This is a genomic window from Spiroplasma helicoides (assembly GCF_001715535.1).
In the GTDB taxonomy this organism is placed as follows: domain Bacteria; phylum Bacillota_I; class Bacilli_A; order Mycoplasmatales; family Mycoplasmataceae; genus Spiroplasma_A; species Spiroplasma_A helicoides.
In genome coordinates, this window is sequence record NZ_CP017015.1 from 595836 (window position 1) to 610076 (window position 14241).

Genomic DNA, 14241 nt, shown 5'->3' on the forward strand with positions numbered 1-14241 from the left:
GGTCTACTTAAATTCCGTTATTCTATATGATTTAAAGTCTAGTTATGTTATAATAAAATAAATGAGGGGTAAAAAATGGAAAAAAAAGTAGGTAAAATAACTTTATTTAATTTACTAAAATTTAATTTTAGAACGCTTTTTTTCGAAAAGACATTTGTAATATTTACTATTATTACTAATATTTTTAGTTTAGTTGTAGCTTTAGTGTTTTCTTTGGTTAGTTCAGGTCAAATGATAAATGAGTTATTTGATTTTTATGCTATTATTTTTATTAATGTTTTTATTTTTCTTTTGATTATAAGAGTTTTAAACTTTTTTTTTGTTAGAAAAATTGATGATAAAACAATTTTTATAACTTTGGCAAACCAAATTTCAAGAAGAAAGATATTTTTTGTTATTTATTTAACAGTTATTTTTACGGTCTTTTCATCTTTGTTTTTTTCTTATGGAATATTTAATTTTACTTATTTAGCATTGAATAAATTTGTTTTAAAAGAATATGTTTTAACAAAAACAACTTATTTTTTGATTTTTACTTTAGCGGTTGCTTTTTGTTTAATTAATTTTATAATATTTCTAATTATTTTTTTAGGAAGTCAACCCACTCTTGTAATATCAACTTTGCTAATGTCTTTATCATTTATTGCAAATATACCTATGAAGTTAATGCAACAACAAAATAACGTAATTAGGTTAACTGTAAAAACTGGAATTGATAATCAAACAAGTGGTGTATTGACAACTGTTAAAGATATATATGATGCTATTGATTTACAAAAAATAGTATCAAAAGGAAAAATAAAATATAAATACTTATCAAAAGCTATAAATGAATTTTTAACAACACCTTATTCTACAGACGATTCAGGTAATAATTTATACATGACTAAGTCTAGCTTTGATAATAATAGCATCATTAAAAAAAGGTACCAAAGTTTTTGAGATGAAAAATTAGGCTTGATAGATAAAGATGATAAAAAAAACTTATCAATAACATATAATGCAGATGATGAAAACTCACCTTCAATACCTATTCCGGTTATTGTTAAGGGAGAAAATATGAAAGAATCTTGAATAGGAAAAAAAGTAATAATCAAGTTTACTTTAGAAAGTCATTTTATTTCTATGAACCAATTAAGTGAAAAGATTGAATCAATGAGTGATTCAGATGAAACAAAAAATATTTTAAATGATTTTTATAATTTTACAAATGAATTAAAAACTACTTTCCCAAATTTAAAAAAAGAAAAAAGTAAACTTTTTAATTCTTTTATATCATTTGTTGATAACTCAAATGTGACCAACCCAAACGAATTAGAAACTAATTATATACAAGATGTTGAAACAAAAGAAAAGGTTAGAATGACAACAAATGATTTAAATTCATTATTTATAAAAAGAATGAATGATATCAATTTGTCAAACAGTACGCTAGCATTGTCAAATGATTCACCTTATAAAGATTACATAGATGACTTTATCAACAAAAACTTAGATTTTGAATTAATGTTTGCAGCTAGAGTTTTTGAAAATTATTTTATTAATTATACAACCAATTGATTATACGCTACTTACAACTCTGGAGTTCCAGAAGTAATTGTTAATGATGAAAATTTTCAAAAATACCAAAAAAGTATGAATACTCTTAACTACATAACATATGTAAATCCATTTTATGGAACATGAGACTTTTATACCAAATACACTGGTTTTTACGATGATGATGTATGATTTGAAGTTTATAGTGATTCTTCTATTGACATGCACAAACAAGAAAACACTTTTTTACCTTATACTGTTTATAATCTAAGTTTAGGTAATGAAAGACAAATTTCACAAAATACTTATGAAAATTTCTTTGATCCTATTTATTATATTGGCGCATTATTGATAATAACTTTTTTTCTAATAATTACTGCTGGTTATAGATTTTGTATAATAAGCATAAATTAATTTTAAATTGTGATTAATTTTATATATATTAAAAAAGCTTTAATAATAACTTATTAAAGCTTTTTTAATTAAATCTTAATTTATTAAAAAAAGTCAAAATATTATTTTTGAATGTTTCTGTAAATGTGTAAAACTCTGTGGTTTCTGCAATAACTTTAGTATAAATTTGTTCATTTATTTTATTTTTTTTAACAGATAATAATGAGAATTTAGTTATTTTACCAACTATATCATTTACTTCAATTATTTTATTTTTAAAAATTATTTTATTTTTAAAAATCATTTCTAAATAATCAAAATCATTAAAAAGTACTTCTAATTGATTTTTATATAGTGTTAAATAATTGCTAATAGTTTCATTTGTCAAGTCAATTATAAGACTTTTAAAATCCGAAAAATCTTCTTCGTTTATTACTTTATAAAAATTGCAAATTATTTCTATAGATTTACAAATTCCAAGTATTTTGCAATAATCATTGATAAATTTGTAAAACTTTTTTAATAATTTTATATTTTGTTTTATAATTTTATATTTTTGATTTAAAAAGTTTTTGAAATTATCAATCATTTTAAACATTTTTGGATAATATTCATAATCTTCATAAAACTCCAATCTGAAATCAATGCTACTTTTACCGAACTTTGAAAGTCATTTTGATAATCTCTTAATACTATTATTTAAACTTTTACTTCAATAAGGTGTTAAATTTTTCAAATATTCTATATTTTCTAAGTTTAATTTGATAGGTTTAAAATAATTTATCATTGTATCATCTTTTCTATTTACAATAATTATTATATATTAATACTATAAAGGATATATGGTTAATGATTGGAAAATACGAATTTGATAAATCTGTTATAGAAAAAGTTTTAAAATACTTCGAACCAGCATTTTCAACTATTTTAGTTTGAATAGATTACATAAAAAAAACTTTTCGCAAAAATAAGATAGAGTTTCCTTATTATGAAGACATAGAAACTAAAATAAAGACAATAAAGTATTTAGATGAATTTCAAGAAATAAAGGACATGTTTTTAAATTCCTATGAGTTAGTTCAATTATATTTACTTGAATTAGATGTACAGAATATAAACTATGATGTCGATATTATAAAACCTAAGATAAGCTCTTTAAGAGAAAGTGTTTTATTAACAGATGAAATAGTAAAATATTGCAATGATTTTTATAAATTAAATAATAAAATACCAAATTATAATGAGCTTTGTGTTTATTTCTTAAACAAGTTAAAAAAATATAGTGAAATTATATATTTTTACAAAAGTAAAATGGATAATATTTTAGATAAGCAACAAAATGAAATAATTTTAAATTTACAGAATTTAAAAGATATAAAAAAATGAGAACAAGGATTAGATCTGATTATTGGAATATATGATGAATTGTATTTAGAAACTAAAGGTGCTGAAAACATATTTATGGATGGAGTAAAAAGCTTTTGAAAAGTATATAATATTTTTATACAAATGCAAACAATTTGTGAAATAGCTATAAATATAGAAATATATTTACAAAATGAATTAGATACTTAATTTTTTTATCAATATATTTACCATTATTAATAAAAAAAATATTAATATTAATAAAATATATGGAAATTTTTTTTAATTTATAATATTATTAATTTGTTATAAAAAATTTAAATATTTTTTATAACATTTAATTGCCTATTTAATAATAAAGGTAAATTGTTCTAAACAAGCTTTTTGCTTGTTTTTTTATATTATTATTTAAAATATTATATTAGTAATAGACTAAAAAAATCTTATTAAATGATAAAATAAATAAGGTGATATTATGGAATGAGTAATTAAGATTAAAGATAAAATATACGATTTTGATTCACGCTTTAATACAGCTACAAAAAGAAACTTGTTATACAAAAGTGTTTATGATAAAAATGGGAATAATTTTATAAATATAACATGCGCTAGATGTTATAAAGATGATTTATGCGGGGCAAAACTGGATTTAAACTTTAGCAATAAAGAAAGGCTTAATTATTACATTTCAACCTCCAAAAATAATGAACATAAACAATGATGTGTAAACTATATAAACGATAAAATAATTAGTAAAAGATTCAAAAACATAATATCAGTAGATTTAATTAATAATTTTTATAAAAATAATATTATACAAATAAGAGAAAAAAAAGAAGATAATATCTTTTTGCTAACTTTAAATTATGAAAAAGATGATATTTTCTTAATAAAGAATAAAATTTGCTCAAAAAATGTGAAAAGAATCACTATCGATTCAGCACAAGCTTATTTTTTTGAAGTATTCAAAAAAAACATTTTAAAAAAGGGTTTATCAATGTTTGAAGACGATTATAAACATAATTGTTATGATGTTTATAATAACAAAAATAAATCTATAAATATAAATTTGATAGCTGAAAAATTAAAAAAAATACCTATAAAATTTAATATTGTAGATTTTACTTCAAGTAATTATGATTCTTTTGATGAAAATGGAAATTTAATTATAACGATCAAATATGTAGATTTTTTCCGTTTGGAAAAAAATAAAGAAATTAATACTAAACTTTTATTCAAAAAGATAAAACCGGATGTAAAAGAATCTAAATTGGTTTTAAAAATAACCAATAAATATTTAATTGATAAAATTATAAAATTAAAAAATATAGCTAAAATTGAAAATTCAAATAGCAAATTAAATAATGAAATAAAATATGGGTTAAGTTTTTTAACAAATAAAGAAAGACATATAGATATAAAAGAAAATGAATTGATATTGAGTTTAGATGTATTGGAATATGAACAATTTTTTGCTGTTACAAAAAATAATAAGTATCAAATTTTAGATGAATTTATTGATTCTAGACAAATTAAATAGAAAGAAGGTTACTCTAAATTGGAAGCGAATAAAATATTTGATTTTTTAAAAAACTTATTTGAATCAATACAAAAATTTACTATAGATAATAAATTTTTTGTTTGCAATAATTCTTTTAAGTTTATGTCAGAGATTAGAGAATTACTTGCCAACAAGGAAAACTTGAGCTTTGAAATAGTTGAAGAAAATGTAAAAAAGAAAATTATTGATTTTAATAAATTAAGAATGAATAAACAAGAATCCGATGAAATTGAGTTATTATCAAGATCTTATTTTCAAACAATCGATTTAATAATAAGGCTTGTAAACCCTAAGAAAAAAATATCTATACCCAACGACATTCGTCAATTGGTTTCAGACATGTCAAGTTTGAAATATGAAATTCATATTTTTCAATTAGTGTGTGCAACTTTTGTAAAGGAATCAAACTCTTTTATTAACTTTCCTCATTTAAATAATTGGCCTGAAGCTATTGAGTTTGTTGTTAAATCAGGCGGAACAATGCATTTATCTCTGCAAAAAGTTATAGATAAGCAAAGTGCATTAGAAAAAAAAGAAATTATAAATAATATAAGCAAAGAGTTAGATAAAATTTTTAATGATGGGGTTGAGGACTTTGTTGTATTTTTAAATACTTATCAAAAAATGCTTAAAGTTTATGTTATCTTAATAAATTCGTTGACAGAAATTATTGTAAGAAATTTTTAAGTTTTTTTGTTTTTTTGACTTGCATTAACCCAAGGTTAATGTTTTATAATTTTAAAAAGGAGACAAAATGAAAAAAAGAGTTTTAGGAAAAGATTTAAAAGTATCAGAAATTGGTTATGGAGCCATGGGTTTAAGTTTTGCATCCCCACCATTCCCTACAAAAAAAGAAGCTATTTTATTTCTAAAAGAAGCTAAAAAAAAGGGAGTTACTTTTTTTGATACAGCTGAAATATATGGACCCTTTAAAAATGAAGAGATAATGGGAGAAGCATTCAAGGACTGTAGAGAAGAAGTTGTTATAGCAACTAAATTTGGATTTAAGTATGATGGTGATAAAGTTATTGGTTTAGACTCATCAAGAGAAAACATTCTTAGAGCTGTGGAAGGTAGTTTAAAAAGATTACAAACAAATTACATTGACCTTTTATATCAGCATAGAGTTGATCCTAGTGTTCCAATTGAAGAAGTTGCATTAGTAATGAAAGAACTAAAAGAACAAGGAAAAATAAGACACTGAGGTCTTAGTGAAGCTAGTGCTACAACTATTAAAAAAGCACATGCTGTGTTTCCAGTAACTGCTTTACAAAGTGAATACTCAATGTTTTGAAGAGAGCCAGAAGAAAAAATATTACCATTACTAGAAGAGTTAAAAATTGGTTTTGTTCCATTTTCTCCGTTAGGTAGAGGATTTTTAACAGGAACTATAAAACCAGGTCATGTATTTGAAGAAGGTGACTTTAGAAATACTATACCTAGATTTAATAACCCTGAGTTTTTAAAAGAGAATATGAAACTTGTAGATTATTTAACAGATATTGCAAAACAAAAAAATACAACTCCTGCTGCAATCGCAATTGCATGATTATTGGCGCAAAAAGATTTTATAGTTCCTATTCCAGGAACAAAAAATTTAGATAGGTTAGATCAAAATTTGAGTGGTTCTAATGTTACATTTACAAAAGAAGAACTACAAAAAATTAAAGAATATCTTGATAGAATTGAAATTATGGGCCATAGATATAGCGAGGCAACTGAAAAAGCAATTGACAAAGATTAAGACATTGGTTTTTTAAAAAGATTTAGTATATTCTAAGTCTTTTTTTTAACTAATAATTAAGGTATAATTATTTTATAAATTTACTTAATATATTAATAAAGAAGATTGAGAGGTTATTATGAGTTTTAATAAGTCTAAAAAACCAACAAAATCAAGATATGCAAGAGTCGTTGCCCCACAAAGAAGTAATGCTAAATCAAATGATAAGGCAAATTACATAAGTGGTGTTTTTAAGAAAGAACAACAGTTTATAGCAGATAAAGCGCCTCATATAGAAGAAGATCCAAGATATTCATGAGTTCAAGATTCTGGATTAGAAGATTCAAATCCTGTATTAAATATATGAACATCATCAAAGGAACAAGCTGTTGACGATAAAGAAAACGGCATATCTGGAAAAGAAATTAACTATGTAAATACTGATGAATTGCATAAAAAAACAATGATAAAATGAGAAAAAGTAAAAACTAAGGTTGAAACTAAATTAGCAAATAAGAAAAAATAGGGTTAACTTATTTTTTTATTTGTAAGCTTATTAGAAGAGAGAAAATTAATGGAAAACAAAAATATTGTAGTTATTACAATTGTTATTTTATGAATAATTAGTTTAATGATTACTGGTTTTTTGGCACTTTTATATAATGAAAAAATTCGTGTATATAAAAATATTAATGTTAAATATTTAGAAAGTGTAAACGAACAAGAAAATAATTATCAATTAAAAGAACAAAAAATAGATTATGAACTTCCATTGGGTGAAATATGTTATTTTTTTAAAAAAGGTATTTCTCTTTATAAAAAAACAAAAGAGTATAATGGAAAAAAAGATAAACAATGATCGCATGATTACAAATTTTATTATAAAAATAATGTTCTAACAAAAATAAATGCAGATATTTATCTTACTAATAAAAATGTTTTAATAGAATATGAAAATAAGTATTTAAAAATAGATATAAAAAAAATATTTTCTTTAATTGCATTTACTTTTTATGGCAACAAAGAATGAGTGACTGGTGTTGAAATAATATTTGATGATAATAAGGTTCTATTAAATCCAGAAACCAATGACTTGGTTTTGGCTTATAGAGCCATCAAAAAAGGGGAATTAACGGATGACTAAAATATTAACAGGAATAGTATTAATATCATTTTGCACAGTACTTTTTTCAGCTGTTTTAGTATATATAAATCTTAAGTTTTATAAATTAAAAAAAATGGATATAAAAAGAGCTTATATAAATAAACCTGTTTTTATTTGATTTAATGTGATTTGTTATTTGATTACACCAGTTTTATTTATTTTATCTTTAGGACTTGGAGTTTATTGCTATATAGGAGATGAAAATATAGTAGAGAAATTTGTTTTGCCCTTTAATATTTTGTATATAACATATGTTGTTTTTGTTCTTCTGATGATTCTATTTGGAGATAAAGTTTATAAAACAATGTATATAATTGAATCAAACGAGGTATATTATTTTTTATTTGATTTAAAAATAGATAAAAACTCAATAAGATCAATTTCTTCAACTTTAAGAAGAAACTATTTAGTAATTAGCTATTTAGATAGTCATAATTCAGTAAATACAGCACAATTAAAGTACAATTGAAGATTAAAGGACTTTTTTAGTGATAATTTAGAATCAAAAGAAAAAGATTTAAAAAATAAAGGTAAATAAGCGTTTTTTAAAAAACTTTTATTTTCATTAAAAACCTATTATTTAAAGGACTTTTATGAACTATTACATTTTGCTATTTTTCTTAATTACCTTATAATTTAGTTGTTGAATAAGGAGTGAATTCATATGTTAGAAAAATTCTTAAATAAAGAAGAAAAAAGGCTTTTTTCAAAGAAAAATCTTAAAAAGATTCGAAAAGAGGATTTTTTTGCTTATCTAGAAATGGAAGAATCTCTTTTACAGTCATTAAAACAAAAATACAATGAAGATAATTTTGAAAATCCTATTGTTGAAGATGAAATAGTTCGTCAAGAACAATATGTAAAATGATTAAATGAGTACTATTTTGAGTACGTGTTAGTTGATCCAAACAAAGGCAAAGTTCCAAATACTTTAGAAGAAGAGTTTGATAAACTAATAAAACCAATAGAAAAAATTCAAAAAAAATAAATGATTAAGCAAGCAAAATTTATTAAGTCTGCAGCAGCAAAAAAGGATTGAATCAATGATGAAATACCAGAAATTTGCTTTATTGGCAGAAGTAATGTTGGAAAATCGACCTTTATAAATTCTTTAACAAATCAAAATAAGTTAGCAAAAACTAGTTCAACACCTGGTAAAACAAGGTTATTGAACTTTTTTGATATTAATAATTCATCTTTTAGAATAGTTGATGCACCTGGTTATGGATATGCAAGAGTTAGTCAAGATCAAAAGTTAGCATTTGCAGATATGATGGAAGATTATTTACAAAATAGAAAAAATCTTAAAGGAGTTTGTCAGTTGGTTGACCTAAGACATAAGCCAACCAATGATGACAAAGATATGTATGACTTTTTTAAAAAGCAAAATATTAGAGTTTTAATAATTGCTACTAAAAAAGATAAATGTAAGAAAAATGAAATAATAAAAAATGAAAAACTTGTTAAAACAACTTTAAATTTAGATAAAAGGGATTTATTTTTATCTATATCTTCAAAAGATAAAAGCAATTTCGATAAAGCTTATGAACTGATTTATGAAATAGTAAGTCATAATATTACTTTTTAATTAAATTATTTTCTATTAAATCATCATACAAAACTTTTATAAATTCTTCACCATTTATTGTATTAAAACCAGGATTAGAACTGTGAAGTAATGTAACAGTTATTTTATTTTTTGGATCACACATACCAAAAGAACCTAATATACCTTCTCAACCAAATTCACCAATTTCTGTCTTGGGTTCAATTTCATTTTTAATTCTTACTCTTCCACCATAACAATAACTATAGTCATCATTATATCTTCAATAAAATTGTTCAAGTCTTTTATCTAAAACATCTTTTGAAATTAATTGCAATATATTCTTACTAATTATTTGTTTTCCATCAACAAATCCATCAATTAAAACATCTAAAAACTTTTGGTAGTCTAGGGCAGTTGTTACTAAGTTTGAACCACCTAGAATACAATTTGACATTTTATAAACTTCTTGAAAGTGTCCTTTATAGTTATCATCTTGAGCTATTTTGTGATAACCATTTTTACAAGTGTTTATTTGAACTTTTACTTCTCTTTTTTTGTCAAATATATAAAAGTTTGAGTCTCTCATGTTTAAAGGTTCAAAAACATTTTTTTGCATAAAATCTTCAAATTTAATTTTTGATACAACTTCGATAATTGCCGCTAAAACTTCTAAATTAAGTCCATATACTCAATCTTTTCCTGGTTTAAATTTTAAGGGTACTTTTGCTAATTCATTTGCAAAATCCATAGTACTTAGGTTTTCCTTTTCATATTTTTCTCAAATACTTTTTATTAAATTATCTCTAAAATCATCTTCTCACCCATAAGTTAAACCACTTTGCATTGATAACAAATGATGAAGTGTTAATTCATCGGTATAAGTTATTTTACTACCTTCAAAATAGTTCATATTTTTAAAACTTGGTAAATATTTTGACACTTTTTCATCAAGATTGATATTATATTTTTCACATAAAATTAAAAAAGCCAACGCTGTTACTGGTTTTGTCATTGAATAAACTCTAAATAAATCATTTGTTTCAACATCGATTTTTTTATTTGAGTCTTTATAACCCAATGTTTTAGTATAAATAACTTCTTTATTTTTACTTACAACAACAACACTACAATTATAAATATTTTTATCGTGTATGTCTTTGATTCAATTGCTTATATTTTTAAACTCAATATTTTTACTCATTTTAAAACTCCTCATTATTGTAAAAATTATATAATAAAGATACTAAATTTTATTAAATACTAACAAACAATAAGTTTAATAAAATTATAAATAGGTTTAAAATAATAAATAAAGGAGTATTAAAAATGAGTTCTTATAAAAAGCTAGCTGTTTCTGACATGGATGGAACGATTATAACTAAGGATAATGTATTGATTGAAGAAACTAAAAAATCAATAAAAAATTTTATGCAGCAAACTAATAATGCTTTTAGTATAGTGACAGGAAGACAATTTTTTGTAGCTGAGAGACATATAAAAGATTTAAATATTACTTTACCTATCTTAACAGCAAATGGTTCTACTTTAATTGATCCTACTAATAAAAAAATTTTAAAAGCGAAACATTTTGAAAAAGAAGAGTTTTTAAATAACTTAGCTATTCTTGTCAAAAATCAAATTAAGTTTAGTGTTGTTAATGATTTTCAAGTTTTTGGATTAAAGTCAACTGTATGAAATAAACATTTTAGAAGAGACAAATTTACTTTAGACAGTTTTGATGAAAGTATTTTTAACTTATATGATACTCTTGAAGAATTATTTGAAGCAGTTAAAAGCGACTGCAAATATTTTGGATCATTTTTTATTGAATACAACGACGAAAGTGAATTTCAAAAAATCATTAATTTATTTCCATTAGAAAAATTTTCAACTCTTATTTATTGTTACTTCCATCACAACACAATTGAGTATTTTAAAAAAGGTGTTAATAAATACACTGGATTAGAAATGCTAGCTGATTATTTAAATATGAAAGTTGATGATTTCTTTATTTTTGGAGATCAAACAAATGATATAGTAATGTTTGAAAATGCTAAAAATACATACGCAGTTAAAAATGCAGTTCCGCAATTAAAGTTGATTGCAAAAGAAGTCATTGGTTCAGTTGAGAATGATGGTGTTGGGAAAAAGGCTCAAGAATTAATAAAATATTTTTAATTAATAAATAGGTTGGTTTAAAATATAGTTAAAGTGAGGAATAAAAATGAATAAATATAAAAAAGTAGTAGCATCTGATCTAGATGGAACAATTGTTAAAAAAGGTAATATAATTTCTGAATCTTGTAAAGAGATGATTAAAGATTTTATGAAAAAAACCAACAATTCATTTACTATTGTAACCGGGCGTAATTATTTTTCAGCTGTTCAACATATTGTTGATCTTGGGATTACACTACCTGTTATTGCGACAAATGGTACAAGTGTGATAAATCCTGTAACCAATGAATATGTGGCACAATTACATTTTTCTAATGAAGAGGGTAATAAAATATTAGATGTAATTTACGAAACTAATTTAGAATTTTATTTACTAAATGATTTTAAAATTTATACTTTAAGAAATAATCGTTTTGCAGATGAAGATAAAAACAAAGAGCATGGATTTAGAATACTTTTAGAAGATTGTATGAATTTTTATGATTCTAGAGAAAAATTATATCATGCAATAAAAACTGAAGTTAAAGGAACATTTTGTTCATTGAATATTACTTGTTATGATAACAAAGAAAAAGAATATGCTTTAAATTTATTAAAACAATTTGATGTGGAAATACTAGAGTTTTTCTGGGATAACCATTGAACATTAGAAATTTATAAAAAAGGAGCTGGAAAAGATTGAGGTTTAAGAGCATTGGCCAAGTATTTAAATATTAGTGAAGATGATTTATATGTCTTTGGTGATGAATTTAATGATTATCCAATGTTTAAAAACTTTAAAAACACTTATGCAATGGGTAATGCGATTGAAGGTATAAAAAAACTCGCAAAAGAAGTTATATTACCAATTGATGAAGATGGAGTTGGAGTAAAAATTCACCAACTATTAAAAGAATTTTAATAAATAAAAAATAAATTTTTTTTAATAAAAGACTTGCATTAACCTTGGGTTAATGTTTTATTATTTAATTGGTATTAATACCAAGGAGGAAATATGAGTATATTTGATAAAAAAATAAAATTTAATAACGAAGAATTTATTCCTCAATTTGGATTAGGAACATATGAATTAACTAATACAAATGAAATTGATGAGTCGATAATGGCAGCTCTAAAATTAGGATATCGCCACATTGATACAGCACAAATTTATGGAAATCATAAGCAAATTGCTAAAACTATCAAAAAAAGTGGAGTTAAAAGAGAAGAATTATTTATTACTTCTAAAATTTGAAATAAAGATCATGGATATGAAAATGCTGTAAAAGCAGTGGACAGAATCTTAGAGGAGTTGGAGCTTGATTATATCGATTTAATTTTAATTCACTGACCAACACCACAAAGATTGGAATGTTGAAAAGCACTTGAAGAAGCAGTTGAAGCAGGAAAAGTTAAATCAATCGGAATAAGCAATTTTTTAGAAGAACATATTGATGAACTTATGAAGGTGGCTAAAATAAAACCTGTAATCAATCAATTTGAATTACATCCAGCACTGCCTTGTCATAGTCTTGTTGAACATTGTAGAAAAAACAATATAGTAGTTGAATCATGAGGTACATTGATTAGAGGTAAGTGTTTTGAAGTTGAGCAAATAGTAGAATTAGCTAAAAAATACAACAAAACACCTGCACAAATTTGTTTAAGATGAGCATATCAATTAGGATATGTAATTATACCAAAATCATCAAAACCTGAAAGAGTTGTTGATAATGCAAATTTTGATGACTTTGAATTAACACAAGAAGACATGAATTATATTGCAACCGTTAAAGAACAACGTGATGGTCCTGACCCAAGTAACTTTAATTTTTAATATCAATTTTTAAAATTGATATTTTTTTTTACTTTATATAATTTAGTATATAAGTGGGTATAAACCCAAAAAAGTAATTATTTTACTTATAAAGAAGGAAGATTGAATGAAGGTTTTAGACAAAAAAATAGAATTTAACGATGGTAATTTCATCCCACAAGTAGGATTGGGAACATCAAAACTTACTAAACAAAGTGGAATTGTTGATTCGATTGCAGCAGCAATAAAAGAAGGTTATCGTCACATCGATACAGCACAGATTTATGGAAATCAAAATCAATTAGCTGAGGCTATTAAAAAAACAAATATAAACAGAAAAGAGTTGTTTATAACTTCAAAAATCTGAAATAGCGATCATGCTTATAGTGATGCTGTAAAAGCAATTGATAGAATTTTAGAAGAATTAGAACTTGATTATATTGATTTGCTATTAGTTCACTGACCAACACCAAAAAGATTGGAGTGTTGAAAAGCACTTGAAGAAGCGGTTGAAGCAGGAAAAGTTAAATCAATCGGAATAAGCAATTTTTTAGAAGAACATATTGATGAACTTATGAAGGTGGCTAAAATAAAACCTGTAATAAATCAATTTGAATTACATCCAGCATTACCTTGTCATAGTCTTGTAGAGCATTGTAGAAAAAACAATATAGTAGTTGAATCATGAGGAACTTTAATTAGAGGAAAATGTTTTGAAGTTGAGCAAATAGTAGAATTAGCTAAAAAATACAACAAAACACCAGCTCAAATTTGTTTAAGATGGGCTTATCAATTAGGATATGTTGTTATACCAAAATCATCAAAACCTGAAAGAGTTGTTGATAATTCAAATTTTGGGGATTTTGAATTAACTAAAGAAGATATGGACTATATATCAACAATTAAAGAATATCGTGATGGTCCTGATCCAAATAATTTTGAATTTTAATAAGATAAAAAAGAAGAGGAAAAA

Annotated in this window: 16 protein-coding genes; 14 read left to right on the forward strand and 2 right to left on the reverse strand. The window is 23.7% G+C overall.

Annotated features, from left to right (window positions below):
• Window positions 1-75 precede the first annotated feature (75 nt).
• A complete protein-coding gene (locus SHELI_RS02655) occupies window positions 76-1953 on the forward strand; it encodes an ABC transporter permease (RefSeq protein WP_069116432.1) in 1878 nt (625 codons plus the stop codon).
• A 64-nt stretch (window positions 1954-2017) separates the two neighbouring features.
• Here the strand turns inward: SHELI_RS02655 and SHELI_RS02660 are convergent, their stop codons facing one another.
• Window positions 2018-2719, reverse strand: a complete 702-nt coding sequence (locus tag SHELI_RS02660; RefSeq protein ID WP_069116434.1) for a hypothetical protein — start codon at window positions 2717-2719, stop codon at window positions 2018-2020.
• A gap of 62 nt (window positions 2720-2781) precedes the next feature.
• On the opposite strand from SHELI_RS02660, the gene SHELI_RS02665 reads away from it, so the two are divergent.
• From SHELI_RS02665 to yihA, 9 genes are all read left to right on the forward strand, one after another.
• Window positions 2782-3507, forward strand: coding sequence for a hypothetical protein (locus SHELI_RS02665; protein WP_069116436.1), 726 nt, complete (start codon window positions 2782-2784; stop codon window positions 3505-3507).
• A 265-nt stretch (window positions 3508-3772) separates the two neighbouring features.
• Window positions 3773-4837: a hypothetical protein gene (locus SHELI_RS02670; protein WP_069116438.1), complete on the forward strand. Its 1065-nt coding sequence runs from the start codon at window positions 3773-3775 to the stop codon at window positions 4835-4837.
• An 18-nt stretch (window positions 4838-4855) separates the two neighbouring features.
• A complete protein-coding gene (locus SHELI_RS02675) occupies window positions 4856-5545 on the forward strand; it encodes a hypothetical protein (RefSeq protein ID WP_069116440.1) in 690 nt (229 codons plus the stop codon).
• Between the two features lie 67 nt (window positions 5546-5612).
• The gene (locus tag SHELI_RS02680; protein ID WP_069116442.1) at window positions 5613-6602 is read left to right on the forward strand and encodes an aldo/keto reductase; all 990 of its coding nucleotides are present in this window, start codon (window positions 5613-5615) and stop codon (window positions 6600-6602) included.
• Between the two features lie 118 nt (window positions 6603-6720).
• Window positions 6721-7107 (forward strand): hypothetical protein, encoded by a 387-nt coding sequence (locus tag SHELI_RS02685; protein WP_069116446.1) that lies wholly within the window; start codon window positions 6721-6723, stop codon window positions 7105-7107.
• Between the two features lie 48 nt (window positions 7108-7155).
• The gene (locus SHELI_RS02690) at window positions 7156-7725 is read left to right on the forward strand and encodes a hypothetical protein (protein ID WP_069116448.1); all 570 of its coding nucleotides are present in this window, start codon (window positions 7156-7158) and stop codon (window positions 7723-7725) included.
• Complete coding sequence (locus SHELI_RS02695; protein ID WP_069116450.1) at window positions 7718-8284, forward strand: hypothetical protein; 567 nt, start codon at window positions 7718-7720, stop codon at window positions 8282-8284. The genes SHELI_RS02690 and SHELI_RS02695 overlap by 8 nt, the downstream gene beginning before the upstream one ends.
• A 126-nt stretch (window positions 8285-8410) precedes the next feature.
• Entirely contained in the window at window positions 8411-8734 is a 324-nt protein-coding gene (locus tag SHELI_RS02700; protein ID WP_069116452.1) for a hypothetical protein, read from the forward strand.
• Window positions 8735-9334, forward strand: coding sequence for a ribosome biogenesis GTP-binding protein YihA/YsxC (yihA, locus tag SHELI_RS02705; protein WP_069116454.1), 600 nt, complete (start codon window positions 8735-8737; stop codon window positions 9332-9334).
• Here the strand turns inward: yihA and SHELI_RS02710 are convergent.
• Window positions 9324-10496, reverse strand: coding sequence for a serine hydrolase domain-containing protein (locus SHELI_RS02710; protein WP_198146111.1), 1173 nt, complete (start codon window positions 10494-10496; stop codon window positions 9324-9326). The two genes, yihA and SHELI_RS02710, sit on opposite strands and share 11 nt — an antisense overlap.
• A 125-nt stretch (window positions 10497-10621) precedes the next feature.
• Between SHELI_RS02710 and SHELI_RS02715 the strand changes: the two genes are divergently transcribed.
• From SHELI_RS02715 to SHELI_RS02730, 4 genes are all read left to right on the forward strand, one after another.
• Window positions 10622-11473: an HAD-IIB family hydrolase gene (locus tag SHELI_RS02715; protein WP_069116456.1), complete on the forward strand. Its 852-nt coding sequence runs from the start codon at window positions 10622-10624 to the stop codon at window positions 11471-11473.
• Window positions 11474-11519: 46 nt separating this feature from the next.
• Complete coding sequence (locus SHELI_RS02720) at window positions 11520-12374, forward strand: HAD family hydrolase (RefSeq protein ID WP_069116458.1); 855 nt, start codon at window positions 11520-11522, stop codon at window positions 12372-12374.
• A gap of 93 nt (window positions 12375-12467) precedes the next feature.
• Window positions 12468-13289: an aldo/keto reductase gene (locus SHELI_RS02725; RefSeq protein WP_069116460.1), complete on the forward strand. Its 822-nt coding sequence runs from the start codon at window positions 12468-12470 to the stop codon at window positions 13287-13289.
• 106 nt (window positions 13290-13395) lie between these two features.
• The gene (locus SHELI_RS02730; protein WP_069116462.1) at window positions 13396-14217 is read left to right on the forward strand and encodes an aldo/keto reductase; all 822 of its coding nucleotides are present in this window, start codon (window positions 13396-13398) and stop codon (window positions 14215-14217) included.
• Window positions 14218-14241 lie beyond the last annotated feature (24 nt).